Consider the following 25,975-nt stretch of genomic DNA (forward strand, 5'->3'; position numbering starts at 1 on the left):
AACAAGTCGAGGGGAGCTTTACGCAACCTAATGCCGGTGTTAACCAACAGATGTTGCAATGGGCTGCGAGTGTTGCTGCAGAACTGAACGGTGATTTACTCGAACTGTATTGTGGTAATGGCAATTTTTCTCTAGCTCTTGCTCGAAATTTTAATCAAGTGGTTGCTACCGAGTTGGCTCGAAGTTCTATTAAGTCAGCCGAATTTAATATTGCGCTGAATAAGATCGACAATCTACAAGTGCTACAAATGTCGGCCGAAGATGTTGCAGCTGCCTTAGCTGAAGGGACAACCCTAAAACAGTTAGATTTGAAAAATTTAGCGTTGAATACGGTATTAGTTGATCCACCGCGCGCAGGCTTAGATCCTGCCACCTTAGCGTTAGTGAGTGGTTTTGACGATATCATATATATCTCATGTAATCCTGAGACACTGGCCGATAATCTCGCCTTTTTACAAAAGACCCATCAATTACAAAAAGTGGCGATGTTTGATCAGTTCCCTTATACCCATCATATTGAAACCGGAGTGTGGTTAAAACGGTTGCCACGCTAATCCGTTAGTTTTCGACCATAACTGGCTGCGCCATGCGCCAGCCAGCGTAATTGCAAAATGGTGCGTCGTGTTAACTGCCGACATTGTTCGGTTGGTGCATCTAAGGCATCTGCGCCAGTATGGAACACTAATGTCACCATGGCATCGGCCTGTAACTGTGCTTGCTCAACCGTACATTCGGTTTGCTTACGAAGATAATGCGCTAACTCAGCGGAAAAATGTTGGATCTCTCGTGCTACCGCTGCCCGAAATGCCGCCGAGGTACCAGAACGCTCACGCAGTAATAAACGAAATACGTTACTGTTTTCAGTCACAAACTCCATAAAGGTTTCAACTGAAGTACTAATAACACTGCCATTATTCTCAATGCGAAGCCGTGCTTGGCGCATGAGTTGCCTGAGCATTAAACCCGCTTCATCTACCAGAGTTAGCCCTAATTCATCCATATCTGAAAAATGCCGATAAAAAGATGTGGGTGCAATTCCGGCTTCACGCGCCACTTCACGTAAACTTAAACTCGCGAAACTTTTTTCCGCACTTAACTGTGAAAACGCCGCATTAATGATGGCTTGGCGGGTTCGTTCTTTTTGTTCTGCTCTGCTCACGATACATCCCAATCTTGGTGTAATAGAACCGATTTACCTTGACCTACCCGCAGCTGCTCGGTAAATTAGCGAACAGTTGTAAGCTCAAAGTGTGGTCCCATGAAAAAAAATCCAATTATCTGGACTAATGTACTGTTATTTAGTTCTAGTTTCTTAGTTGCCGCTGTCGCGGCTCCCTATTATGCCTTGACTATTGGCTTTACGGCAGTAGAAATTATCGCCATGATCTTATGTATGGGTTATTGCGGTATTGCTATTACTGCTGGCTATCACCGTTTATGGTCGCATAAAACCTATGATGCACATCCTATTTTGCAATGGATTTTTGCTATCGGTGGCGCATTTGCTCTGCAAAACAGTGTGATCCATTGGGCGTCAGATCATCGAGATCATCACCGGCATGTTGATGATAATGACAAAGATCCTTACTCGGCAGGCAAAGGCTTTTGGTACAGCCATATCGGTTGGATGCTACGTGATTATCAAGGCGACACTTATAACAACTATAATAATGTTCGCGATCTGCAGAAAAACCCAATCTTAGCTTTTCAACATAAGCACTATTTATCATTAGCCATACTTACTAATATTGGTGTGCCCGTTTTATTGGGTTTTATTTTTGGCAATATGTGGGGCATGTTATTAAGCGTGGGGGTGTTACGTTTAGTATTAAGTCATCATTTTACTTTCTTTATTAACTCGCTAGCGCACATCTGGGGTAAGCAAACTTATACCGATCAAAACAGCGCACGTGATAATGGCATTCTTGCCTTATTAACTTACGGTGAGGGTTATCATAACTATCACCACATTTTTGAATATGATTATCGTAACGGTATTCGTTGGTGGCAGTTTGATCCGACTAAATGGCTGATCAAAAGCTGTTCATGGTTAAAGTTAACTTGGAATTTACGCACCGTGCCCGAAGATCGTATCGCTCAAGCTGTTGCGAAAATGCAATTAAAACGCGCACAACAAAAAGCCATGTTACTGCCGAACTCAGAACAGCTATTGCAATTACTCGAACAGGAATACCAACTGTTAATGGTTAAGTTGCAAGCTTACTATCAGCTGAAAAAAGACTTTCTGCAACAACGTCGTGCTGCTTTGGTTAACCAATACAATGCTTCAGAGTTTGCCCAACGTTATCAAGAATTAAAAGAACATTTGCAGCAGCAACAAAATCATTGGCAACGTTTAACTGCGGCATTTCAATAAGGGATCAACCCGCTGACATTTAAAAAAGAGGCTTTGCCTCTTTTTTTGTCTCTGATACCTGTTATGCTAATTTGTACAGTAAAACGGTGTGAGAATTCAGCTAGTGACAGCAAAATCGGCAGATAAAAAACCTAAATATGACTATGATGCCATTGTAATTGGCACAGGGCCTGGCGGCGAAGGTGCCGCCATGTATTTAGCCAAAAGTGGTAAATCGGTGGCTGCAATCGAGCGTTACTCTTCAGTAGGCGGCGGCTGTACCCACTGGGGCACAATCCCCTCTAAAGCATTGCGCCATTCGGTTAGCCGACTGATTGAGTTTAATGAAAACCCACTGTTCCAAATGGAAGAGCAGGTAAAAAACCTGACATTCTCGCAAATTCTGAAACATGCCGCTGGCGTGATCCGGAAACAAGTAAGACTGCGTGCGGGCTTTTATGATCGCAACATGGTCAAAATGCATCAAGGCGAAGCGAACTTTATTGATAACCACCATATTCAAGTCACTCAAACTGACGGTAGTCACTATGTGATTAGCGCAGAAACGATTGTTATTGCTTGTGGTTCACGCCCTTATCGACCACCGCATGTTGATTTTAGTCATCCGCGTATTTATGACAGCGACACTATCTTATCGTTACAGCATGATCCACGGCATATCATTATCTTTGGTGCTGGTGTGATCGGTTGTGAATATGCCTCCATTTTCCGCGGCCTTGGCGTGCGTGTCGATTTGGTGAATACCCGTGACCGTTTGTTATCTTTTATGGATGCCGAAATATCTGATTCTCTCAGTTACCATTTCTGGAATTCAGGCATGACCATCCGCCACGGTGAAGAGTTTTCTCATATCGAAGGCACCGATGATGGCGTTATCTTGCATTTACAGTCGGGCAAAAAGATGAAAGCCGACTGTTTCCTATTTGCTAATGGCCGTACTGGGAATACCGATACGCTGTCATTAAAGAATGTGGGGTTAGAAGCAGATAGCCGTGGCTTACTAAAAGTCACTAAACAATATCAAACCAGTATCGACAATATTTATGCCGTCGGCGATGTCATTGGTTACCCAAGTTTAGCCAGTGCTGCCTACGACCAAGGTCGTTTAGCCGGTGAAGCTATTGTGAAAGGTAACTTAGATGGGCATTTGATTGCGGATATCCCTGCAGGTATTTACACCATCCCTGAGATGTCTTCAGTCGGTAAAACCGAGCAAGAGTTAACGGCGGCGAAAATTCCGTACGAGGTGGGCAGAGCTCAATTCAAACACTTGGCACGGGCGCAAATTGCTAATACCAATGTCGGTAGCCTGAAACTGTTATTTCATCGTGATACGTTGGAAATCTTAGGGATCCATTGTTTTGGCGAGCGGGCAGCAGAAATTGTGCACATCGGCCAAGCTATTATGATGCAAAAAAATGGCGGTAATAACCTCAATTACTTTGTGCATACGACCTTTAACTATCCGACCATGGCAGAAGCCTATCGGGTAGCCGCACTCAACGGTTTAAACCGGTTGTTCTAAACGAAAAAAGCAGCACCCGTGCTGCTTTTTTTACTTACGCTAATGACTACTCTGTTTGTAGATGGTAAGTACGGCTTAAATCTTGTACAGCTTCGATAAAAATACCGGCATGTTCAGGATTCACGTCTGGGGTAATTCCATGCCCCAGATTAAACACATGTCCAGTGCCTTGACCATAGCTGTCTAGAATGGCTTGCACTTCTTGCCGAATCCGCTCTGGGCTACCTAACAGAACAGAAGGATCCATATTACCCTGTAGCGCAACCTTATCACCGACTCGCGCACGAGCCTGACCAATATCCGTGGTCCAATCTAAACCTAAACCGTCACAACCGGTTGCTGCCATGGTCTCAAGCCATTGACCACCGTTTTTGGTGAACAAGGTGACGGGCACTTTACGACCGTCAGCTTCTCTTGTTAGGCCATTGACGATCGTTTGCATATAGCTTAATGAAAACTCTTTGTAATCGCGTGGTGTTAATATTCCACCCCAGGTATCAAAAATCATCAGTGCTTGCGCACCTGCAGCAATTTGCGCATTCAGGTATAAAATGACACTTTGCGCCAGCTTATCCAATAACATGTGCAGGATCTCTGGCTCGCTGTACATCATCTTTTTAATGATGCTAAACGTCTTGCTACCACTGCCTTCAACCATGTAGGTTGCCAAAGTCCATGGGCTACCTGAAAAACCAATCAAGGGCACACTGCCGTTCAGTTCGCGACGAATAGTACGAACGGCATCCATTACATAACGCAGCTCTTGCTCAGGATCAGGAATAGGTAAATGCACCACGTCCATAAAGTCACGGATCGGTTTACTAAAACGAGGGCCTTCACCGACACCAAAGGTTAATCCTAAACCCATCGCATCTGGGATCGTTAAAATATCACTGAACAAAATAGCCGCATCTAAGGGGTAACGGCGTAATGGCTGCATTGTCACTTCACAAGCCAATTCTGGGTTTTTGCACAGCGACATAAAGTCACCTGCTACGCTTCGCGTGGCGCGATATTCAGGTAGATAACGGCCGGCTTGGCGCATCATCCAAATAGGCGTTTGGTCGACAGGTTGACGCATAAGCGCTCTTAGGTAACGATCATTTTTTAATTGCATAACTTTTCCGCTGTGCTAATAGTTGCGATATTTTAACAGCTAAGCGCCAGAAGCTCTATGCTCTGGCCGGAATTGCTGCGTTAAGGCCGTACTAAAATTCACGATATATTCAGCTAAGGTTCATTATTTTGTCATATGGGCTTGTATCGCTGCTCGCTATCTGCTATAAAATCCCTGCGCTAGTCAAGAAACAACAAATACGAAGCTCGATTATACGAGACCATGCTTTCCCCATTGAAGCCACATTTTGTGGCTTTTTTATTTTCTGCCATAACACTGCTGTGCTAAAGCAATGAGTTGTCCTGATAAGGTTTCAATACCTGGCGTTTGTGGCAACTTATCCAACTCACACCAATACGCCTCTTCAATTTCATGCGGTTGACAAACAATCTCTCCGCCAGCGTACTGGGCTAAAAAACCAGTCATCAAAGAATGCGGAAATGGCCAAGGCTGACTCCCCACATACTGCAAATCCGTAATATCAACGCCCACTTCTTCTTTTACTTCACGTATAGCGGCTTGCTCTAAGGTTTCGGCAGACTCAACAAAACCGGCTAGCACCGAAAAAAAACCGGCTTTATGCCGACTAGAACGCGCCAGCAAGATTTTGCCATCATTGACGATCGCCACTAATACACAAGGTGCGATCCGAGGATAACAGCGATGACCACACTTATGACATAAGCTGGCTAATTCCCAATTGACCAAATGCATGGCGCTACCACATTGCCCGCAAAAGCGATGTGTTTGTAAAAACAGTGCGACTTGCGTGGCTCTGGCCGCTAATTGAAATAATGCCTCACCATGCGTTAAAAAAACGCGAGCTGAATGCCACTGCGTTTCATCGGTTGCCTGATCATCAAACACCATTAAATAACAGGGATGTTGCTGATATTCGCCGATCCAACAAATCTGTGTACCTTGGCTTGCTATCGGTAAGTGACTTTGACTACCAAAAGGCAATGTGCTCTCAGCTGATAAAAATACCCGGCCTTGGTTCACAATGAACCAATATGCTTGCTCTTTTGCTGATAATACAACACTGTGTTTGATCATTAGTGGGTTATTCCGCGCGCTACTATGCTATGTTGCAGCTATCATACTGGTAGTTACTGAGCAGACCAATAAAAAAACGGTTGATCTTTGCTATGAAATTCTTTTAATTTGGCAGTAATGCAGAAACGTAACTGCACCTAAGGAGAAGCTAATGTACACCCGCGTACAGCAAGCACAACAAAAGTGGGGCGGTAGCCTAACAGCCATCGATAATTGGCTAGCAGAAAGACAGCAAATTATTGTTTGCTATTGCCGCTTAGCTGGTTTGCCACCTTTTGAAAAAGATCGTCATACCATGCCTTCACAAGAAAAAATTAGAGAGTTTTGTCAACTATTGATGGACTACTTATCGGCGGGTCACTTTGAGGTTTACGAACGAATTGTTACACAATGTGCCGTTAATGGTACCGACAGCCGTAGACTAGCAGATAGCTTATATCCAAAGATTGCCGTTTCTACTGACTTATCGTTAGAGTTTAACGATAAATATGCCGAGCATCTAAGCACACGTAACAGTGGCAGTTTTGATATCGAATTGTCGGCTTTAGGCCAAGCTTTAGAAGAGCGCTTTGAGCTAGAAGATAAACTGATTGAAACGCTTTATATTAGACACGCGGATAATACCACCGCAGTTTGAATATCATAAAAAAAGCGGCTTTAAGCCGCTTTTTTCTGCTATTGGGCTACTTACTGTGCTTTAACGATATCCAATAATTCTACTTCGAATACTAATACGCTATGTGGTGCAATAGTGCCCATATCACGTTCGCCGTAAGCTAATTCTGACGGAATAGTGAAACGGAACTTAGAGCCTACATTCATTAACTGCACGCCTTCAGTCCAACCTGGAATAACGCGATTCAATGGGAACTCAATTGGCTCGCCACGCTCTACTGAGCTGTCAAAAACTGTACCGTCTGTTAAAGTACCGGTGTAGTGTACTTTTACGGTGTCAGTTGCAACAGGTTTAGCGCCATCAGCAGCTTGTATCACTTCATACTGTAAACCTGATTCAGTTACCATCACGCCTTCTTTCTTGGCATTTTCAGCTAAGAAGGCATCACCTGCGGCTTTCGCTGATGCGGCTGAAGCTTCAGCAATTTTCGCCTGCTCTGCACGGTACGTTTCATCTAACGCGGTTAATAGCGCTTGGATATCTTCTTCCGATACTTCAGATTTACCGGCCATACCATCTTGCACGCCACGTAAAATTAACGCAGAGTCTAATGGAATAGCAATTTTGCTGTATTCATCTACGGTGCTTTGTAAATAACGGCCCGCAGATACGCCTAAGCTATAAGCTTGTTTTGCTTGTTCTGTTTCCATTACTGGAGCCACTTCAGCTTTTTCTTCTTTGTTACAAGCGCTCAGCGTTAACAACGCTACAGCAACCAGAGTCAGTTTAGTTTTAACGCGCATTCTTTTCTCCAAAGTTTAGCAGTGCAATTGCTAAAATATGATTTAATAAGGGACTATTCGCCCCGCTATACTAACGCTTTGTTTGGATGAGGTTAACACCTAAGATGAAATATCCTGTGCTTTTCCTTAGTTTATTACTCAGTGCCTGCAGCAAGGTAGAAACGACCCCTGTGGAGCAATGGCCTCATGTTGCCAACGTAAGCTATGCCGCAGCACTGTCTTCAGATGGCAAATATGCGGTGGTATCATCCGTACAAGACGGCATTGCGTTTTGGGATCTACAGCAAAACGCCTTAAAGTATCAATGGCGACATGAAGAAGCCAGTGACAATTTAGTGCTTAATTTGGCACTAAGTGAAGATAACAGCCACGTATTGACGGCAGATCAACACACTTTTGCGCTTTGGCGCACGGCAGATGGTCAAAATGTTGGATATTGGCAAACCGACCAACACAGCATTCGCGATATTGCTATTTCGAACAATGGCGCCCATCTTCTGATTGGCAAAAGCGATAATACCGTGCAACACATTACGCTGAGCAGTGGCCGTCGCTTAGATTTTATCGGTCATACCGAACGCATCAATTGCGTGGCCATGTCACCAAACGGTCGCTATGCCCTAACGGGTAGCAATGATTACAATGCCTACCTGTGGGACACTCAGACCGCGCAAATTCGATATAGTTTCACGCATCCCAGTCGAGTAACTAAAGTCGCCTTGGATCCTCAAGGGCGTTTCGCCTTTACTGCCGATAGCCAACATTTAGCGCAAATTTGGGATATACAAACAGGACAACTTGTCAGCCAATTGCAAATGCTTACAAGGCAGCAAGTATTCAGTGCCGTTCGATTTAGCGCTGATGGGCGTTTTTTATTAACCGGCGCGCCAACACGTAACCTCGTGTTATGGGAGGTCAAAACCGGTCGCGAGATCCAACGCTGGCGGGTTTCTCCACGCGTTGGCAGCCGACCAGAAAGTGCCGTTGTGCATGCAGTCGCTTTTCTTGATGCACAGCGTATAATTAGCGAAAGCTCCAGTGGCTTAGCCGAAGTATGGAAAATAACCAATGAGTAGTGAACCTATAGATATTCAGTTACATCTGATTGAACTGGAGAGCAAAATTGCTTTTCAAGAAGATACCGTTAACTGCTTACACGAAGAATTATTAGCGCATCAAAAACGTATTGATCAATTGCAACGCCAAATTTTAACTCTGGCAGAGAAACTACAGCAATTACCGCAAGACAGTGAAATCTTACGTCCTGAAGAAGAGCCGCCACCGCCGCATTATTAATCGCCTGGTAAGCGGCTTATTCTGGTTTAAACACACCAATGACCATCTCGTTGCTGCGGGTTGATTTTGCGATCTGCTGCTCGGGTTGGGTCATTTGATGCCCACAAGCCACGCATTCCACCTTCTCAACATTATTTTCGATAAATAAACTCATGGTGTCTTGCGCTTTACATTGTGGGCAACTTGCGCCAGCGATGAAGCGTTTCTTTTTGCGCTGCGTCATTTAGATCCTCATGGGTTATAGGCAGAGTAAAAGGCAAATTTCACGAACTGCCCTTGGCTTATCTGGGATATAGCGTAAAATTGCCCACCTAGTTCACTGTTACAAGGAAAAACATGATCCAGTTACAGCAGGTCGAATTACGCCGCGGTATTAATGCGTTATTCAGTGGGGCCGATCTTACCGTATTTCCAGGACAAAAGGTGGGAATTGTCGGTGCAAATGGCTGCGGTAAATCAAGCCTGTTTGCGTTATTGCTCGGAAAACTGCATGCCGACAGTGGTAACGTTAACCTGCCCGCTGGCTGGGTTATCGCCACCGTAGCGCAAGAAACCCCTGCTCTGGATTGTTCCGCCCTAGACTATGTGCTGCAAGGTGATGAGCAACTTTTCCCGCTATTAATCAAAGCGCGTAGTCAGTGTAGTGAAAGCGATTTAGCGGCAGTACATCAACAAATTGAAGCGCTTGATGGTTATCGAGCGGAAGCGAAAGCCGGTATCCTGTTAGCGGGATTAGGCTTTAGTGGCGATGCCCAACAACACCCCGTAAAGTCTTTTTCGGGTGGTTGGCGTATGCGGATGAACTTGGCGCGCGCACTGATGAAACCTGCGGATCTGCTTTTGCTGGATGAACCGACCAACCACCTTGATTTAGATGCCGTGCTTTGGTTAGAAAAGTACCTCACTAATTATCCGGGTACCTTATTACTGATCAGCCACGACCGCGATTTTCTTGATGCTGTAACCGACAACATTGTGCATATTGAGCGACAAACCGTTACCTTGTACAAAGGTAATTACAGCCAGTTTGAGCGCCAGCGAGCCGAACAATTATCGCAACATCAATCGAATTTTGAAAAGCAGCAACGCCAAGTTGCTCACTTACAACAATTTATTGACCGTTTTAAAGCTCAAGCCACTAAAGCACGCCAAGCGCAAAGCCGCATCAAAGCGCTAGAACGCATGACCATGTTGGCACCTGCCCATATTGATTCACCGTTTAACTTTAGTTTTCGCGATCCTAAAGCCTTACCTAATCCGTTACTGAAAATGGAAAACGTGCAAGCCGGCTACAGTGACAAGGTTATTTTAAGTAATATTAATTTTCAGCTATTGCCTGGCAGTCGTATTGGTTTACTGGGTCGCAATGGTGCGGGTAAATCGACCCTGATTAAAATGCTTTCCGGCGAGCTAACACCGAAAAGTGGTGAAGTGTGGTATGCCAATGGCGTTAGCTTAGGCTACTTTGCGCAGCATCAACTAGAAACGCTTAGACCACAAGATTCGCCGCTGCAACATCTGGTGCGGTTAGACCCCTTAGTACCCGAACAAAAGCTCCGCGATTTTCTGGGTGGCTTTGGTTTTCATGGCGATAAAGCCTTAGAAGCCTGTGCGCCCTTCTCTGGCGGCGAAAAAGCCCGTTTAGTGTTGGCACTGTTAGTCTATCAACGACCTAACTTATTGTTACTTGATGAACCCACCAACCACTTAGACTTAGAAATGCGCGAAGCCATCGTTATGGCGTTACAAGACTTTGCTGGGGCCATTGTTGTGGTGTCGCATGATCGGCATTTACTGAGCAGCACCACCGATGAGTTTTATTTGGTAGCACATGGCAAAGTGGCGCCATTTGAAGGCGATTTGCAAGACTATTACCAGTGGATGCAACAAGATGCCCGGCAAACCCAAGCCGCCGCACTGGATAATAACGCACCAACCAGCAATAGTGCGGTGCAGCGCAAAGACACAAAACGCTTAGAAGCTGAACTTCGTAATGTACTGCGGCCATTAAAGCAACAAATCGACAAATTAGAACAACGCCAGCAACAACTTGCCGCCCTACTTGCTGAGATAGAACAACAACTGGCCGATCCGGCCATTTATGATGCAGAGCAAAAAGCCCAGCTTACCGCGTTACTTAGCAAACAAAGCAGCGCCAGTGCCGAGCAAGACCAAGTAGAAGAGCAATGGTTTATGGCACAAGAGCAATGGGAACAACAAACCAGTAGCTTCTGGGCAGCAAATGGTCAATAAGCCCTTAGACGAGCCGTTACTTAGCCTAGACAGTGCCCTGCTCTGGCAATTTAGCCTGGCCGTTTATCCACAGCTAAAAACGCTTTGCTTACGCTGGCAAAATGACTATGACGCCAACATCAATGTACTGTTGGCGTTAAGTTTAGCCGAGCAGCAACACTGGCAGCTGACTTCGTTTAGCCTAGCAGCAGCGCTTAAGGCGTTAACCCCATTAAACAGCCAAATTACCGAAGGCTTGCGCCAGCAGCGTAGTCAATTAGCCTGTTTAGGCCTCAGCGCAGCGCAACAGCAACAATTGAAACAAGGCTTGCTGCAAGCCGAATTAGTGGCCGAACAACTAGAGCAACAACTGTTAGTGGCGCAGCTACGCTTTCATACCCAACGTAATGCCGATAACCTCAGTGATTACCTGCAGCAATTACAGGTACCTTCATCAGCGCAATTAAGGCGTGAATTAATTGATCTACGTCAAGCCAGCGCACAGTTCGTGGCGAGCTTGTCTTAAAGCTTGATCCAGATCACAGCTGGCCTAGATAGCCAAAACTACACTTTGTTTGTCACAAGCAAAGAGGGTTTTCTAATGAACATTTGGCATGAGTTTCTAAACGATCCGGTAGTTTTTATTTCTTTTGCAGGGTTAGCCATTGTTGTTGGTTTATGCATTTTTTATGCGGTTTATTTTATTTATAAAATTGAAACTGCTGAAGAATAATTTACCCGTTGCCTAGGTTTCCAAATATTGTAATTTGTCGGCTACACCATTCCAGGCATCCGCATCGGCTGGTGCCGCTTTTACCGTGCGAATATTTGGCCAAACCTCAGCTAATGCTGCATTTAGGGCAATAAAGTCGCGCTGCTCGGTCGGTACTTTCTCTTCTTGAAAAATTGCGTTCGCGGGGCATTCTGGCTCACACAAACCACAATCAATACATATGGTTGGGCTAATAACTAACAAATTCGGCCCTTCAAAAAAAGCATCTACTGGGCACACCGCCACACAGTCTGTAAATTTACATTTGATACAGTTTTCGCCTACCACAAATGCCATGTCACACCCCTCTTACTAAAACAGATGCTGATCATACTGCAGCAGCCGCGAAAAACAACTGAGCAACGCAAGACAATCGCAAACGAATACGGACAACCGAGCCGAGATCACGTAAAATAACACTTTTTAGCTGGCACTTTGCCTTGCTTAGACTTTCAGCGATTATCAGCAGGATTGTTATGTTGCGTTTAACCGAAATTAAAATACCTTTGCACCATCAGGATGAAAACGCCGAGTTACGTACTGCCGTACTCACTAAATTGGGCGTGGCTGATGCTGATGTGCGACACATCACGGTCTTTAAGCGCGGAATTGATGCTCGCAAAAAAATGGCGATCCAACTGACCTATACGCTGGATATTGATGTAGCAAAAGAAGCTGCTTTATTGGCGCGCTTTAGCAAAGATCCGCATGTTCGACCCACACCCGATACTCAATACAAATTTGTGGCAGAGGCTCCTGCTGAACTCAGCTCACGCCCTATCGTAGTGGGTTTAGGCCCTTGTGGTTTATTTGCGGGGTTATTATTAGCACAAATGGGCTTTAAACCGATTATTTTGGAACGTGGCAAAGCAGTACGTGAACGCACTAAAGACACTTTTGGTTTTTGGCGCGGTCAAGAGCTTAACCCTGAGTCGAATGTGCAATATGGTGAAGGCGGAGCCGGTACTTTTTCTGATGGTAAACTGTATAGCCAAGTCAAAGATCCGAAACATTACGGTCGTAAAGTGTTAACTGAATTTGTTACAGCAGGTGCACCCGAAGAAATTATGTATGTCAGTAAACCGCACATCGGTACCTACAAACTGGTGGGTGTGGTCGAAAAAATGCGTGCGAGCATTATTGCACTGGGTGGCGAGATCCGCTTTAACAGCCGAGTCGAGCAGTTGCATATCACTGATGAGCAACTAGAGGGTGTCACTTTGAATAACGGTGATTACTTAGCGTGTCAGCATTTGATATTGGCTATCGGCCACAGCGCGCGTGACACCTTTCAAATGCTGTATGATGCGGGAGTGTATGTTGAAGCCAAGCCGTTTTCGGTTGGCTTTCGCATTGAGCATGAACAATCTATGATCGACTCCTGTCGTTGGGGCCCTAGCGCAGGCCACCCTATCTTAGGCGCGGCTGACTATAAGTTGGTGCATCATTGTCAAAACGGACGCACCGTTTACAGTTTCTGTATGTGTCCTGGTGGCACTGTAGTCGCTGCGGCGTCTGAAACAGGCGGAGTTGTGACCAATGGCATGAGCCAATACTCGCGGCATGAACGCAATGCCAACAGTGCTATCGTGGTCGGTATTCATCCCGAGCAAGATTATCCTGGGCATCCATTGGCCGGTATCGATTTGCAGCGTAAGTTAGAACAAGCCGCGTTTAAACTGGGCGGTGAAGATTATCGGGCGCCAGCGCAATTAATTGGCGATTTCTTAAAAGGCCAATCGTCTGCTGAATTGGGTGAAGTACAACCGTCTTATACCCCGGGCATAAAACTAACCGATTTAGCGGGCTTACTGCCCGACTATGCCACCGCTGCCATTCGTGAAGCGATCCCCGCTTTTGAGCAGCAAATTCGTGGCTTTGCTAAGGCAGATGGTTTGTTAACAGCAGTGGAGACACGCACCTCCTCACCCATCTGTATTAAGCGAGGTGCCGATTTCCAAAGCGTTAATATTAAGGGTTTATATCCAGCCGGCGAAGGTGCAGGCTATGCGGGTGGTATCTTATCAGCCGCCATCGACGGCATTAAAGTGGCCGAAGCATTGGCGCTGGATATGTTAAGCATGCAAGCAAAATTAAACACCTTATCTTAATGCAAGGCATCCTAATAAAGTGCCTATGCTGCCTAACGTACAAACAGACTAAATGCTTCGCTGCATTCTAATTCGGTTTCTCCCGATAATAGGAAAGCGTTATGTTAGAAACTCTGATTGTTGTGCTGATTATTTTGTGGGGCTTAGGATTGGTGTTTTCTGTTACATTGGGGGGCTTTACCCATACCTTGCTAGTATTAGCAGTAGTGATATTAGCGATAAGATTAATTCGTGGCCGTAGAAGCTAGCGAAAAAAAACGAACACTAGGGAAAGTAGACACTTTACCCGTACGATAATTAAAGAGGATAATAATTATTTTTTAGTTAGCTACTTGTGCTTTGTGGCGTTAGCTATCATTATCATCTTATCTTATTAAAATTTTACTGTAGTCATTAATGCCGCTGCTAAATGCTTTCATCGCACTATTGTACTTGAGTCTGTTGTTAACAACAGAAACAAGCCATGCGCATGATCAGCGTTTATCACCTTTGGCTGACAGTCAATTTCAAGCAGTTAGCCCGCAGTTATTCAACCATCCACAAGCACTAAATAACGCTGAACCAGAGCCTGACGAAGTTGACATTAATTGTGTCGATCTTCAATTTTTAAGCCCCGTAAACCCATCAACACCAAACCTAAGTTACTCTGCGCCCTGGATTGCATTTACGAGCAGCCCAGATACCGCTCGCGCTCCCCCCGCTTTACTCCACATCTGATTTTAATAGTTTATTTCTGTTATTAATTCGGCGCGGCCTCTGCGTGCCTCTATGTGTGAGTATTTATCATGAAAAAATTAGCCTTATTTAATTTAGAAAACGTCGATCATTTAATGCAACCAGCCGACTTCGCCCAAGCGACGCTGCAATCACCTGCCACCAGCGTATTTACTGACTTTAAACACAGCGAGCCGACCATCATTGCCGGTGATACCACTGCTGCTGATGCATTTCTGATGATGCAACAAGAACGCAGCCCGTTAAAACTGGTAGTGGATGATCGCAATGAACTGACTGGCTTGATCCATATTGAGCAGTTATCTGAACAAGCCATTATGCGTCAGGTAATTTTAGGTGCAGATCGGCGTGAGTTAAAAATTCGCGATTTAATGCGGCCACGAGATCGCATCAAGGCCTTGGCGTATCAACAGCTGCAAAACTGCACCATTGCCGATATTATTAATACGCTGCAATCTAGCGGGGAACAATATTGCGTGGTGGTTGACCGTGACCAACATCATATTCGTGGTTTGATCCATGCTCAAGATTTAGCACGCCGCTTAAAAATGCCAGTGGCTATCCGCCAACAACCGACCTTTTTAAGTATTTTCGATAGTTTATACGCTTAACCTTTCAGGTATGCGGGCTGCTGTGTTTCTCCGAGCAAGGTGGCCCGCTTTTTTATTGCAACACGGTGCTAGCAGTCGTTAAACTAACAACATGCCAGTATCTCCCCGAATTCAACGCCAATATTATCGTAACGGCCCACCGCATCGCAGTGGCGCTGATGTTAGCTTTGCCGATCTCGTAGCCATATTTGGTTTTAACAGTATCCATATCGGCCGCTGGGTTACCGCGGCAGAGCAACAGCTCGCCGCCAACTTATTTTTTGATGCCTTTTGTGATTTACAGCAAATACTGCAGGTACCTGCTGAAGTCATTTCATTAAAAGGAAGTTTGGCACTGACGTTTGGCATTGGTGGCCAACCCGGTGTGGCCGCTTTTTATCAACCACAAGGCCGTATCTTGGCACTGGCTAAAAATGCCGGTGGTGGCAGTTTAGCCCATGAGTGGTTTCATGCTTTTGATCATTTCGTTGCGGCAAAAAGCTTTAGCGTGGCCGCGCCAACAGGCCGCTTTGCCAGTCGCATGTGGCTAGATAACCTACCCTTAAAAGTGCATCCATTAACCCTGTTGCTTGAAGAGGCCTTTCAGCTACTGTACCTCAGCCCAGACAAACAAAACCCTAGCGCGTTTTTTCAACATTGCCATCAATTGGATCAAGCCCGGCAACGTGCTTATTTGGCTTTGCCAGAAGAAATGGCCGCTCGTGCTTTTGAAACAGTGCTGCAAAGCCAGCCACTTAAGAACAGTTTTTTGGTGTCTGGTACGCAGAAAAGTGCTGCAGCGAAGCTTGGTATTTATCCAGATGCCACTTTAACCGCAGCATTAAGCCATTACTGGCTCAGTTACTTTAAACAACTTGGCGCCAGCTTAATTGGGCTTAGCTTCTAACCAGCGATTGCCACCCTGCCGCTTTGCTTGATACATCGCTTGGTCTGCTGTGGCCATCAGCTGTTCGGTGTTGGCGCCGCAGCTAGGATACAAAGCCACCCCAATACTACTGGTGACATGAATCGCATGCTGTTTAAACAAGATAGGTTTCTCTAAAGCAAGCCGTATTTGCTCAGCAATAGCGAACACCACGTTGTACTCATCTAACTTTGATAACAAGATAACAAATTCATCGCCACCAAAACGCGCCACCGTATCGCTATGCCGAATACAGCGTTGAATGCGTTGTGCTACTTCCTGCAACACGCTATCACCCGCCGCATGACCTAATTGATCATTGATGGGTTTGAAATTGTCTAAGTCGAGATAGAACAAGGCTAAACAGCCATTATGTCGAGGCAATGCCGCTAAAGCTTGTTGGCAGCGATCTTTAAACAGTTCGCGTTTAGGAAGCTGGGTTAACTCATCGTATAAAGCACTGTAATGTAAACGCGACAATAATTCTTTTCGCTCTATGGCGATAGCAATATGCTGACCAATAAAGTCAATCAGTTCACTATCGGCAAAACCGGTGGCCCCAGGCTCTGTTGGCAGTTGTACCGCTAGCACACCTAATGTTTTAGCCGACACTTTTAACCGCACCCCTAACCAACCCTGCTGATCGGGTACTAATTGCTGATGCGGTGCAGTGCTTTGTTGCAGCACGCCACAACAAAATTGTTCAGCACCTGCCTGCTGAGCTGCGTTTGTTTGCTCTAAATTTATGTAGGGTAGGTACAATTCAGCGGCGTTGGCACCTCGGGCAATAACAATACTGCGTAAAGGCATCAGACTGGCAATAATGTGTTGCAACTGTTGATAGAGCGCGGACAGATCATCTGCCGTAAAAGCGGCTTCTGAAATAGCATACATAGCCGCTTGCCGCGCTTCAGTCTGTTTTAATTGGGTGATATCACGCGCTACAGCCACTCGCTGTTGTTTGTCACCAGACCAACGCGCCGACCATAACAGATAGACCACTTGACCATCTTTACGAATATAACGGTTTTCAAAGTCGATAACGACTTGGCCTTGGTTAATAGCTTGCGCTGCGTCTAGGGTTTTTTGCCGATCATCAGGATGAATAAAGTTGAACATTGACTTTCCAAGCATTTCCTCTGGCTTATAACCAAAAATACGCTCGGCGCCCTGACTTAAAAACTCAAAACATCCATGCTGATCAACAGCACAAACCGCATCGAGTAATAAATCGATGTAGTGACTTAACGCAGTGTACAAAGGAGAAGTCATAACCGCTCATAAAACAATCTATAATCGGTAATTAGCCTAACACAATTCTGTTTAATCTTAAGATTAAAGTCGATGCTAAAAACAAAAATAGTTAAGCCCTATACCCTTAAAAATTCAAGCTAGGTTAACTGCTGAATTAACTGCTGACAATTACGCCAAACCAACGCGTAAATAGTCAGTTGCGGATTAACCCCCAAACTGCTGGGTAAAATAGAGCCATCAAATATCGACAGGTTGTCCAGTTGAAAATGTCGGCCAAAACTATTAACTACTCCATCCTGCTCTTTTGCGCTCATATTACATCCTCCCATCACATGGGCGGATACCACGGTTTGTTTCAGTGGTTTTAACGCTAAATTGTGAATAGCTTGCCGCGCCTCTGACCAGCTACGATAAGCTTGCGCGTCATGGTGGATAGGCAAAACCTGTTTGGCACCGGCGGCGAATTGTAACTCGGCCATCGATAATAACGCCTTGCGCATCCCCTGCCATAGGTAATCACTGATTGGGTAATCCAGCAATGGCTGATCAAATTGATCTAATTGGACATGACCCCCTTGGCTATCTGGGTGAAAGCCGTCGCGTAACAACGCAATGGTGACTTGAAGATGGTCAAATTGCTGCATTAATTGCGCATGCTGCTCGGCGAAACCCGTTAACTTCGTTGCCATTAAAACCGGATGTACGGGGGGCACTTCCAGTTTATAACCGATCTGTTCTTTATCCTGCGGCCAAACAAATTGATCAGAATAAATAGATTGCGGCGCGCCTTGATGACCGGCAATACGCTCGTCAAATATGGCACCCGAAATGACACTCGGATGTAAATAAGTATGCTTACCCAACCGTTTCGAAGGATCGGGTACCTTCGAGCGAAGTAACAACGCCGGTGAACCTATGGCCCCCGCCGCAACAATATAATGCTTGGCACTGATCGTGACGTTAATGCCTTTTTGCGGCTGAAAATAAGCATTAACCGGCAATGCACTGAGACTGTGTATTTTGTTTCCTTGCCAGTTTAATTGCCTTACCGACAAACGAGAGAGTAATGTTGCCCCTTGCGCCAGCGCTGCAGGAATAGTGCTAACCAACATCGATTGTTTGGCGTTTATCGGGCAACCAAAACCACAATAGCCAAGATTCGCGCAACCATTCACATTTCGACTAATAACACCAGAGTGCCAACCTAATGCCGTGCAACCTCTCTGCAACTGCTGATTGTTCGCATTAGGTGCCAGCGACCAAGGCCGCATATTTAAACGCTGTTCCGCTAAAGCAAAAAAAGGGATCAGACTTTGATCCGCTTGAAACGCTAAACCAAATTGCTGTTGCCAGTAATCTAGAGTGGCTGCTGGCGTACGAAATGACGATGTCCAATTGACTGTGGTTGATCCTCCCACCGTACGACCTTGTAAAATACTGATCGCTTGGTCACGCGTTTTACGAGCCGCACCTTCTTGATAAAGTTGCGGATAAGCCCAGCGCTCTTCCATGACAAAATCTTCACGCTGATACCATGCGCCCTCCTCCACTAACAACACCTGAAAACCGGCTGCGGTAAGTTGCTCGGCGGCAATGCCACCGCCTGCACCAGAGCCGATAATCACTACATCTGCACTATAATGCTGATCGTGCGTTAAAGTACTGGCATCAATATGTTTCACTGTCATTAGCGAAATCTCGGGGCATGATAAGGCAGCGCGACCCAATGCTCGGGTTGACCATAGTAAGCGCCGTATAACAGCTCTCTTAGTCCATGATAAGCTTGCTGTAACAATTGCAAGTAACTATCACGCCAAGCCGCTAGCAGGCTCAAACGTTGTGGCAAGGATAAACTCGTTAAACGGCTAAGATGCCCGGTTAAACCCAGCTGAGTTAGGCGCTGGGCAAGCAGATTAAACAACTGATGTAATTCTTGTTGCTGGCGTAACGGCAAGAAAGGGATGAAATCGGCAATGGCCGTTTTAGTGCGTATCAGCTCCGCTTCTGCTAAAGTCGCAGCTGTGGGTAAGGCTCCCAATAATAAAGCCGGTAATAACGCTGATAGCACAAGATCTCGGTTAGCATGGTTTGGGGTAAAGCTGTGCTGCCAACCCCAAACGCCAATTCCTAGGCTTGATGCAGCAGCGATAGCGATACCGGATAAAATAAATTGTCTTCGTTGCATAGTGCTGCGCCTAAATATCATTAATGATTCATTGTTTACCAGGATACCGCCTTTTGCAAGCTCAGATCAGACCAGTTTATACCAGCAGCTTTAAAGCACCGTGGTGGCTAAAGCATGCTCACCTGCAAACCATTTTCGCTAAGTACTTGAGCCCAAAAGCTCGGCTCAGTAGCCAAGCAGAATTATTTACCCTCAGTGATGGCGATGAACTGCAATTAAATTGGACAGAATTACCCAAGGCGACGGATACGCGGCCTTTGGTGGTGCTCTTACACGGTTTAGCGGGCAATATCGATAGCCATTATATTCAAGGCTTACTCACAGAACTAAAACAGCGCAATTGGCCTGCCGTGTTAATGCATTTTCGTGGCTGCCATGGCCAACCTAATAAATTACCACGCGCTTATCATAGTGGTGATACCGGTGACTTTGCCGAGGTCATAGCGCAAATACAGCAACGCTTTCCGCTTATGCCACTCAGTGCCGTCGGCTTTTCACTAGGCGCCAATGTACTTGTAAAATATTGTGGTGAACAAGGCGCCGCTAATTTACTCAACGCCGCTGTGGCAGTCTGCCCGCCATTAGAATTAGCAGCCAGCGCCAAACGAATCAATAGTGGCAGTAGCAAGGTCTACCAACGCTATTTACTGAGCCGCTTAAAAGCCAGTACTGAACAAAAGCTGGCGTCACATGCTAACTTTCCTTTACCACTGACCATTAATCAAATTCGCAATTTTAGTAGCATTGAACAATTTGATCAGCATTATACTGCGCCAATTCACGGCTTTCTTGACGCGCAAGATTATTATCAAAAAGCCAGTGGCAAAGCTTTTTTACGGCATATTCAAATCCCAACCTTGGTGATCCATGCCCATGACGATCCGTTTTTAAGTGATGCTGTGATCCCTAAACCAACAGACCTAAGCGCCAGTGTACACTACGAGCTGAGCCAACATGGTGGACATGTTGGCTTTGTGACGGGCAGCAGTCCGTTTAAACCGGTATTCTGGCTTAACCAGCGGATCCCCGCCTTCATTAAGCAGCAACTAAATCTATGATTATTTCTTATACCGATATCGACCCCACCACGTTAGATAACTTAATTGAAAGCTTTGTGCTGCGCGAAGGCACCGATTACGGTGAGCAAGAAGTGTCCTTAGCAGCCAAGGTGCAAGCTATCCGGCGGCAACTAAAAACAGGCGAAGTTTTGATTGTCTATTCTGAGTTAGACGAAACAGTCAACCTGATGTCTAAGCAACATTTTATGCAACAACAAGCTGCTGACGGCTCAATGTAGAACCTAGCCGATACCGCAATAAAGGAGCGATAAACAATTATGTGGGAATATAAAATTATTGATTCTGCCAACGCTGCAAAAACAGGCTTTCTTAGAGGGCGAACGGTAGAGCAAGATGAAGCTTACTTAAATGCATTAGGTGAAGAAGGTTGGGAGATTATCGATATCGACTTTCAAATGGATCCCACGATGCCCGGCGGCCCAACGCATTTTCACGGTATTGCCAAGCGCGCGAAGTCATAATCGTCTTCTGCCATTTCTAATGGCTGAAGACGGTGACATAGCGCCAACTTTGCATCAATGTGATTAATGAGACAAAGAAAGCCGCGATGACTTGTGCAATACAAACCAGAACCTGCGGCTTACAAAGCAAAAAGCCAACCTCACGAGGTTGGCTTTTTTAATAACACGCAATAATTACAGCTGAGGGCCAGCAGCAACTAAGGCTTTACCTTCGGCATTGTCAGTAAACTTTTCAAAGTTCTTAACAAAACGGCTTGCCAGATCTTGAGCTTTCACTTCCCAATCAGCCGCATTGGCATACGTCATGCGCGGATCCAAAATACCATCTTCAACATCGTGCAAATGTTTTGGCATGGCTAAATTAAAGTAAGGCAATTGCACAAACTCTGCGTTCTCGATACTGCCATCTAGAATAGCGTCGATAATAGCTCGCGTCGCTTTAATCGAAATGCGCTTGCCTGAACCATTCCAACCGGTATTCACTAAATAAGCTTCAGCGCCTGATGCTGCCATCCGCTTACCTAATACTTCCGCATATTGCGTTGGGTGTAGGCTTAAGAAAGCCGCACCAAAACAGCTAGAGAAGGTTGGTGTTGGCTCAGTAATGCCACGCTCGGTGCCTGCCAGTTTCGCCGTAAAACCAGACAAGAAGTGGTACTTCGCTTGTTCTTTGGTTAATTTTGATACCGGTGGTAACACACCAAACGCATCAGCCGTTAAGAAAATGACTTTTTTCGCATGACCCGCTTTGGATACAGGGGTCACGATATTATCGATATGATAAATCGGATAAGAGACACGCGTGTTTTCGGTTTTAGAACCATCGTTGTAATCAATCTTACCGTCAGCTGAGACCGTAACGTTCTCTAACAAGGCATCACGACGGATAGCATTAAAGATATCAGGTTCATTCTCTTTCGACAGGTTGATCGTTTTCGCGTAACAGCCGCCTTCAAAGTTAAATACACCAGCGTCATCCCAACCGTGTTCATCGTCACCAATTAATTGACGTTTTGGATCAGTTGATAACGTTGTTTTACCCGTGCCTGATAACCCGAAGAAGACAGCAACATCGCCTGCCGCACCCACGTTGGCCGAACAGTGCATCGAAGCGATACCTTGCAGCGGTAAAAAGTAGTTCATCATAGAGAACATACCTTTTTTCATTTCGCCGCCGTACCATGTGCCACCAATTAACTGAATACGCTCAGTTAAGTTAAAAGCCACAAAGTTTTCTGAATTTAAGCCATGCTTTTGCCAATCAGGATTAGTACATTTCGCGCCATTCATCACAATAAAATCAGGCTTGTACGTCACTAACTCAGCGTCTGTTGGGCGAATAAACATGTTTTTAACGAAATGCGCTTGCCACGCCACTTCAGTGATAAAACGAACGGCTAAGCGAGTATCGGCATTCGCACCACAGTAGGTATCAACAACAAATAAACGCTTACCTGATAATTGCTTGGTGACCAGCGCTTTTAAGTCGGTCCATACTTCAGTGCTAATAGGCTTGTTGTCATTTTTACCTTGATCAGACCACCAAACCGTATCGCGTGTAGTGTCATCTCGAACTATGTATTTATCTTTAGGAGAACGACCAGTAAAAATTCCCGTATCAACTGATACGGCGCCTGACTCTGTGAGTTTACCTTTTTCATACCCAGTTAAATCACTACGTGTTTCTTCCGCGAATAGTAAATCATATGAAGGGTTGTAAATGACTTCCGCGACATCCGTGATGCCGTATTGGCCCAGATCCAGATCGGACATGTTGTTGACTCCTAGGGTACTGTAGGTAAAGGTGCGTCTCTAGCGGACTATTTAAATTTTGTTGCGTTTTGAACAAACGGCTGAAATTTGTTCAAAAAACACCTGATTAGCATAGCGTTTTTCAAACATAAAAGATAGCGATTATTGACAAGCAATCGGGCTGTAAGCCAATAACAGCAAGGGCTGCAGCCTGTTGCTTACTTACAGGATTTGGTAATTTAATTACAGGATCCGCGTAGTACTTTTTGCGCGGATTAAGTCTGACCAAGGAGCCGCAGCTTGACCTATCACCATAAAATCCGGATTGGCCAGTGTTTCACGCTGATTGTAACTCAGCGGTGCAAATTGACTGTCGAGGATTTTACCACCGGCCTCTTCAACGATGACATGCACCGCGCCCGTATCCCATTCACCGGTTGGGCCTAACCGTAAATAACAATCGGCTTTTCCTTCAGCAACCAAACAGCTTTTTAAAGAGCAGCTACCTAACGGGATATACTCGACCTGTTGTGTCACACTGAGCAAATCAATTATCGGTTGTCGTGGTTGGCGTCGACTTACCGCAATACGCAGCTGTTCACCGGCTTGATGTTGATGTACAGCGATGCGTTTAATTAAGTTTGCCTGCTGCTTAAAAGCACCATTGCCGCGCGTTGCATAATAAATAACGTCTTCTTTTGGCCAGTAAATCACCCCTAGCGCTGGCCAGCCGTGTTCTACTAAAGCGATGCTCACGGCAAAATCGCCACTACGAGCCACAAATTCTTGCGTACCGTCCATAGGATCAATTAACCAATAACGTGGCCAATCTGAACGCTGCGCTAAAGGAACCAGATGTGTTTCTTCTGAGATGATCGGGATATCGGGCGTTAAGGCCGATAGTTGTGCAATGATATGAGCATTAGCCGCCAGATCAGCGGTGGTGACCGGACTGCTGTCACTTTTTTGTTGTTCGGTAAAATTACCAGTTTGGTACATTTCCCACAAAATAGCGCCCGCTTCACGGGCTGTCGTTTTTACAGGTTCCAGCAGTTTGCTTAAAAACATCCGGATTCGCTTCCAAATACTGTTGTGCCAGCAACAAAGCAGCTACGCTGCGTGCTTCGGTAAAATCGGCCTGTTGCAGCAATAAATCCGTTTGCTGACGTGACCAGCTCACTAGCTCCAGTGGCTCTGGCTCATCGCCAGCCAGACGCTCCACATATAAATCGAAGGCTAATACTATGTGCATTGTAGCATTAAAATAGCCTGGGGCTAAAGCCAGAGATTTTAATTGCACGAAGCGCTTCGCGCCAAAACCAATCTCTTCTTTGAGTTCACGATTAGCCGCTGTTACCACGTCTTCACCAGGATCAATCAAGCCTTTGGGAAAACCAAGTTGATAGTCATGGGTGCCTGCTGAGTATTCACGGACCAGATAAAAGTTATTGGGATCAGGGCAAGCAATAATCATTACTGCACCACGATTACTTCCACGCATTCTTTCGTAAGTGCGTTCTACGCCATTGCTAAACCGTAACTCTAATTGTTCAATTTTAAACAATCGACTTTGAGCGACAATTTCCTGCGCAAGAATTTCTGGTTTTTGTTTGTCGCTGTTACGCTGCGTCATACTGGGCTCTCTGGTAAACTTAACATCAGACACTACTATAAAACGATTAATAGGAAAAACCTATGCTGCAATGGTCAGAAATCGACACCGTCTTGCTCGATATGGATGGCACCCTGCTCGATTTGCACTTTGATAACTACTTTTGGCAACAGCATTTACCCCTGCGCTGGGCTGAAATTAGCGGTATCAGCCCTCAGCAAGCGGCGGCTGAATTGGCAGAAGAATACCAACGTTTGCAAGGTAAACTAGAATGGTACTGCCTCGACTATTGGGGCAAAAGACTGCAATTACCAATCACCGAATTAAAGCGTGAAATTATCAATAAAATCCAAATGCGCGCAGATGTGCCGGCTTTTCTCACTGCCCTAAAAGCCACCGGGCGACATATTGTGCTGGTGACTAATGCGCATCCTGACAGCTTGTCTTTAAAGCTCGAACGCACTGATCTTGCTAACTACATTGAAGAGTTAATCTCGACACATGAGTTTAGCGTAACGAAAGAAAGCCAACTGCTCTGGCAAAAACTGCAACAACGGTTAGGTTTTGATGTTAATCGAACCTTATTCGTCGATGACAGCTTAGTCATTTTACAAGCCGCAGAGCAGTTTGGTATTAAGCATCTATTGGCGGTGGCTAACCCAGACAGTCAAAAACCGCATAATAACTTCAGTGACTATGCTGCGGTTACCGATTACCACCAACTGCTACCGGCTATTTATGAGAGCCGCCATCAAAAGTTTAATGAATAACGGCCATTCGCATCCGGCTGCCCGACAAAGCGCATCGCTTGATGCACCTCTTCGGGTAAGTCGGCCGACGGTTTTAGGCTGCCCTGTACCGTCAAACGACCACTTGGCTTGATACTCGCGCGAATATCTAAAGAAAGCACGTTATTGGCATCGGTTACCAGCACCGGCAGATCCTGCTCACAGCTGAGATCAGCATGCAATTGCTGTAAATCTAGCCATTGCCCTGTTGGCGGTTGTAACTTGGCATCAAGCCATGACGCTTGGCCCTGCAATTGCTGACACGCACCTTGTTTTAAATTAAGTTGGTCTATTTGCAACAGCAAATTCCCCGTCGCTTGCACGGGTAGCGGTAATTGCAACATCGGCACCACGGTTGCCACAGGCATTTTAAATAAGGATTGCTGCAATTGCATCCCGCTAAAACCTGCAATCAAAGTGCCTTGCATGTAAGGCTGTTGCTCTTGCTGCACACTGCCGGCTTGAAAGCTAACTTTGGCTCGCAGCGTGAATAATGACCATGGCGCGAGTTGCCATTCTAATGTCGGCAACACGAGGTTTTGATAAGCGATACCTTGTACTTCGCCGCGCCATAATGTGCCAGTAACCGTGCCTAGCTGCACATTAGCCGGTAAGGGCACTAAGCGTAGCCACCAACTGGCTGGCGTTAGAACTAACATAAAAACACTATAAGCCAGCAAACAAACTAA

General features: G+C 45.6%; 30 protein-coding genes (1 of these 30 cut by a window edge). 17 read left to right on the forward strand and 13 right to left on the reverse strand.

The window, feature by feature from the left end:
• Positions 1–554, forward strand: the 3' portion of a protein-coding gene (gene trmA, locus ACUJFL_RS00035) for a tRNA (uridine(54)-C5)-methyltransferase TrmA (protein ID WP_445428147.1). It extends 541 nt beyond the left edge of the window; the window shows 554 of its 1,095 coding nt (coding positions 542–1,095); its start codon lies beyond the left edge, outside the window; it ends in the stop codon at positions 552–554.
• Here the strand turns inward: trmA and fabR are convergent.
• Entirely contained in the window at positions 551–1,159 is a 609-nt protein-coding gene (fabR, locus tag ACUJFL_RS00040) for an HTH-type transcriptional repressor FabR (RefSeq protein ID WP_306178554.1), read from the reverse strand. The two genes, trmA and fabR, sit on opposite strands and share 4 nt — an antisense overlap.
• Positions 1,160–1,258: 99 nt before the next feature.
• On the opposite strand from fabR, the gene ACUJFL_RS00045 reads away from it, so the two are divergent.
• Both ACUJFL_RS00045 and sthA read left to right on the forward strand, forming a co-directional pair.
• The gene (locus ACUJFL_RS00045) at positions 1,259–2,377 is read left to right on the forward strand and encodes an acyl-CoA desaturase (protein WP_445428148.1); all 1,119 of its coding nucleotides are present in this window, start codon (positions 1,259–1,261) and stop codon (positions 2,375–2,377) included.
• 103 nt (positions 2,378–2,480) lie between these two features.
• Positions 2,481–3,902 (forward strand): Si-specific NAD(P)(+) transhydrogenase, encoded by a 1,422-nt coding sequence (gene sthA, locus ACUJFL_RS00050; RefSeq protein ID WP_445425695.1) that lies wholly within the window; start codon positions 2,481–2,483, stop codon positions 3,900–3,902.
• A gap of 46 nt (positions 3,903–3,948) precedes the next feature.
• Here the strand turns inward: sthA and hemE are convergent, their stop codons facing one another.
• Both hemE and nudC read right to left on the reverse strand, forming a co-directional pair.
• A complete protein-coding gene (gene hemE, locus ACUJFL_RS00055; protein ID WP_226751286.1) occupies positions 3,949–5,019 on the reverse strand; it encodes a uroporphyrinogen decarboxylase in 1,071 nt (356 codons plus the stop codon).
• Positions 5,020–5,277: 258 nt separating this feature from the next.
• Positions 5,278–6,075: an NAD(+) diphosphatase gene (nudC, locus tag ACUJFL_RS00060; RefSeq protein ID WP_445428149.1), complete on the reverse strand. Its 798-nt coding sequence runs from the start codon at positions 6,073–6,075 to the stop codon at positions 5,278–5,280.
• Between the two features lie 151 nt (positions 6,076–6,226).
• On the opposite strand from nudC, the gene rsd reads away from it, so the two are divergent.
• Positions 6,227–6,712: a sigma D regulator gene (gene rsd / locus ACUJFL_RS00065; RefSeq protein WP_226751288.1), complete on the forward strand. Its 486-nt coding sequence runs from the start codon at positions 6,227–6,229 to the stop codon at positions 6,710–6,712.
• 50 nt (positions 6,713–6,762) lie between these two features.
• On the opposite strand, the gene ACUJFL_RS00070 is transcribed toward rsd, so the two are convergent.
• Positions 6,763–7,494: an FKBP-type peptidyl-prolyl cis-trans isomerase gene (locus ACUJFL_RS00070; RefSeq protein WP_304504385.1), complete on the reverse strand. Its 732-nt coding sequence runs from the start codon at positions 7,492–7,494 to the stop codon at positions 6,763–6,765.
• 104 nt (positions 7,495–7,598) lie between these two features.
• Here ACUJFL_RS00070 and ACUJFL_RS00075 point away from each other — a divergent pair, with 104 nt between their 5' ends.
• Together ACUJFL_RS00075 and ACUJFL_RS00080 are read left to right on the forward strand one after the other, a co-directional pair.
• Positions 7,599–8,570: a WD40 repeat domain-containing protein gene (locus tag ACUJFL_RS00075; RefSeq protein ID WP_445428150.1), complete on the forward strand. Its 972-nt coding sequence runs from the start codon at positions 7,599–7,601 to the stop codon at positions 8,568–8,570.
• Complete coding sequence (locus ACUJFL_RS00080) at positions 8,563–8,790, forward strand: SlyX family protein (protein WP_226751290.1); 228 nt, start codon at positions 8,563–8,565, stop codon at positions 8,788–8,790. The genes ACUJFL_RS00075 and ACUJFL_RS00080 overlap by 8 nt, the downstream gene beginning before the upstream one ends.
• A 16-nt stretch (positions 8,791–8,806) precedes the next feature.
• On the opposite strand, the gene ACUJFL_RS00085 is transcribed toward ACUJFL_RS00080, so the two are convergent.
• Positions 8,807–9,013 (reverse strand): YheV family putative zinc ribbon protein, encoded by a 207-nt coding sequence (locus ACUJFL_RS00085; RefSeq protein WP_226751291.1) that lies wholly within the window; start codon positions 9,011–9,013, stop codon positions 8,807–8,809.
• Between the two features lie 113 nt (positions 9,014–9,126).
• On the opposite strand from ACUJFL_RS00085, the gene ACUJFL_RS00090 reads away from it, so the two are divergent.
• The 3 genes from ACUJFL_RS00090 (at position 9,127) to ACUJFL_RS00100 (ending at position 11,755) form a co-directional block, all read left to right on the forward strand.
• Positions 9,127–11,043 (forward strand): ATP-binding cassette domain-containing protein, encoded by a 1,917-nt coding sequence (locus ACUJFL_RS00090; RefSeq protein ID WP_445425696.1) that lies wholly within the window; start codon positions 9,127–9,129, stop codon positions 11,041–11,043.
• Positions 11,033–11,548 (forward strand): DUF2390 domain-containing protein, encoded by a 516-nt coding sequence (locus tag ACUJFL_RS00095; protein WP_226751293.1) that lies wholly within the window; start codon positions 11,033–11,035, stop codon positions 11,546–11,548. Before ACUJFL_RS00090 ends, ACUJFL_RS00095 begins: the two co-directional genes overlap by 11 nt.
• Positions 11,549–11,623: 75 nt before the next feature.
• Positions 11,624–11,755 (forward strand): DUF3149 domain-containing protein, encoded by a 132-nt coding sequence (locus ACUJFL_RS00100; protein WP_226751294.1) that lies wholly within the window; start codon positions 11,624–11,626, stop codon positions 11,753–11,755.
• A gap of 12 nt (positions 11,756–11,767) precedes the next feature.
• Here the strand turns inward: ACUJFL_RS00100 and fdxA are convergent, their stop codons facing one another.
• Entirely contained in the window at positions 11,768–12,091 is a 324-nt protein-coding gene (fdxA, locus tag ACUJFL_RS00105; RefSeq protein WP_226751295.1) for a ferredoxin FdxA, read from the reverse strand.
• Positions 12,092–12,270: 179 nt separating this feature from the next.
• On the opposite strand from fdxA, the gene ACUJFL_RS00110 reads away from it, so the two are divergent.
• The 4 genes from ACUJFL_RS00110 to ACUJFL_RS00125 all read left to right on the forward strand — a co-directional run bounded on the left by ACUJFL_RS00110 (position 12,271) and on the right by ACUJFL_RS00125 (position 16,137).
• Positions 12,271–13,905: an NAD(P)/FAD-dependent oxidoreductase gene (locus tag ACUJFL_RS00110; RefSeq protein WP_445425697.1), complete on the forward strand. Its 1,635-nt coding sequence runs from the start codon at positions 12,271–12,273 to the stop codon at positions 13,903–13,905.
• Positions 13,906–14,006: 101 nt separating this feature from the next.
• Positions 14,007–14,153 carry a lmo0937 family membrane protein gene (locus ACUJFL_RS00115; RefSeq protein ID WP_445428151.1) on the forward strand — a complete coding sequence of 49 codons (147 nt, stop codon included), beginning with the start codon at positions 14,007–14,009 and terminating at the stop codon, positions 14,151–14,153.
• A 537-nt stretch (positions 14,154–14,690) separates the two neighbouring features.
• A complete protein-coding gene (locus ACUJFL_RS00120) occupies positions 14,691–15,251 on the forward strand; it encodes a CBS domain-containing protein (protein WP_226751298.1) in 561 nt (186 codons plus the stop codon).
• A gap of 91 nt (positions 15,252–15,342) precedes the next feature.
• On the forward strand, positions 15,343–16,137 hold the full coding sequence (locus ACUJFL_RS00125; RefSeq protein ID WP_306178562.1) for a CLCA_X family protein: 795 nt from the start codon (positions 15,343–15,345) through the stop codon (positions 16,135–16,137).
• Here ACUJFL_RS00125 and ACUJFL_RS00130 read toward each other — a convergent pair.
• The 3 genes from ACUJFL_RS00130 to ACUJFL_RS00140 form a co-directional block, all read right to left on the reverse strand.
• Positions 16,117–17,427 carry a diguanylate cyclase domain-containing protein gene (locus ACUJFL_RS00130; protein ID WP_445428152.1) on the reverse strand — a complete coding sequence of 437 codons (1,311 nt, stop codon included), beginning with the start codon at positions 17,425–17,427 and terminating at the stop codon, positions 16,117–16,119. The two genes, ACUJFL_RS00125 and ACUJFL_RS00130, sit on opposite strands and share 21 nt — an antisense overlap.
• A gap of 119 nt (positions 17,428–17,546) precedes the next feature.
• Positions 17,547–19,097 carry a GMC family oxidoreductase N-terminal domain-containing protein gene (locus tag ACUJFL_RS00135; protein ID WP_445428153.1) on the reverse strand — a complete coding sequence of 517 codons (1,551 nt, stop codon included), beginning with the start codon at positions 19,095–19,097 and terminating at the stop codon, positions 17,547–17,549.
• On the reverse strand, positions 19,097–19,594 hold the full coding sequence (locus ACUJFL_RS00140) for a hypothetical protein (protein ID WP_445425702.1): 498 nt from the start codon (positions 19,592–19,594) through the stop codon (positions 19,097–19,099). Before ACUJFL_RS00140 ends, ACUJFL_RS00135 begins: the two co-directional genes overlap by 1 nt.
• 53 nt (positions 19,595–19,647) lie before the next feature.
• On the opposite strand from ACUJFL_RS00140, the gene ACUJFL_RS00145 reads away from it, so the two are divergent.
• Genes ACUJFL_RS00145 through ACUJFL_RS00155 form a run of 3 tightly spaced genes read left to right on the forward strand, consistent with a single transcriptional unit; the run spans position 19,648 to position 21,134 of the window.
• Positions 19,648–20,652: a hydrolase gene (locus ACUJFL_RS00145; RefSeq protein WP_445428154.1), complete on the forward strand. Its 1,005-nt coding sequence runs from the start codon at positions 19,648–19,650 to the stop codon at positions 20,650–20,652.
• Positions 20,649–20,891: a YheU family protein gene (locus ACUJFL_RS00150; RefSeq protein ID WP_306178567.1), complete on the forward strand. Its 243-nt coding sequence runs from the start codon at positions 20,649–20,651 to the stop codon at positions 20,889–20,891. The genes ACUJFL_RS00145 and ACUJFL_RS00150 overlap by 4 nt, the downstream gene beginning before the upstream one ends.
• A gap of 39 nt (positions 20,892–20,930) precedes the next feature.
• Positions 20,931–21,134 (forward strand): DUF4177 domain-containing protein, encoded by a 204-nt coding sequence (locus tag ACUJFL_RS00155; RefSeq protein ID WP_445428155.1) that lies wholly within the window; start codon positions 20,931–20,933, stop codon positions 21,132–21,134.
• Between the two features lie 174 nt (positions 21,135–21,308).
• On the opposite strand, the gene pckA is transcribed toward ACUJFL_RS00155, so the two are convergent.
• The 3 genes from pckA to nudE all read right to left on the reverse strand — a co-directional run bounded on the left by pckA (position 21,309) and on the right by nudE (position 24,519).
• On the reverse strand, positions 21,309–22,907 hold the full coding sequence (pckA, locus tag ACUJFL_RS00160) for a phosphoenolpyruvate carboxykinase (ATP) (protein ID WP_226751306.1): 1,599 nt from the start codon (positions 22,905–22,907) through the stop codon (positions 21,309–21,311).
• A gap of 222 nt (positions 22,908–23,129) precedes the next feature.
• Positions 23,130–23,954, reverse strand: a complete 825-nt coding sequence (gene cysQ, locus ACUJFL_RS00165) for a 3'(2'),5'-bisphosphate nucleotidase CysQ (RefSeq protein WP_306178568.1) — start codon at positions 23,952–23,954, stop codon at positions 23,130–23,132.
• On the reverse strand, positions 23,908–24,519 hold the full coding sequence (nudE, locus tag ACUJFL_RS00170; RefSeq protein ID WP_226751308.1) for an ADP compounds hydrolase NudE: 612 nt from the start codon (positions 24,517–24,519) through the stop codon (positions 23,908–23,910). Before nudE ends, cysQ begins: the two co-directional genes overlap by 47 nt.
• 62 nt (positions 24,520–24,581) lie before the next feature.
• Here nudE and yrfG point away from each other — a divergent pair, with 62 nt between their 5' ends.
• Positions 24,582–25,268 (forward strand): GMP/IMP nucleotidase, encoded by a 687-nt coding sequence (yrfG, locus tag ACUJFL_RS00175; protein WP_226751309.1) that lies wholly within the window; start codon positions 24,582–24,584, stop codon positions 25,266–25,268.
• On the opposite strand, the gene ACUJFL_RS00180 is transcribed toward yrfG, so the two are convergent.
• Entirely contained in the window at positions 25,250–25,945 is a 696-nt protein-coding gene (locus tag ACUJFL_RS00180; protein WP_306178569.1) for a type II secretion system protein N, read from the reverse strand. The genes yrfG and ACUJFL_RS00180 overlap by 19 nt on opposite strands.
• Positions 25,946–25,975 lie beyond the last annotated feature (30 nt).

It is taken from the genome of Alishewanella sp. HL-SH05, assembly GCF_052655985.1.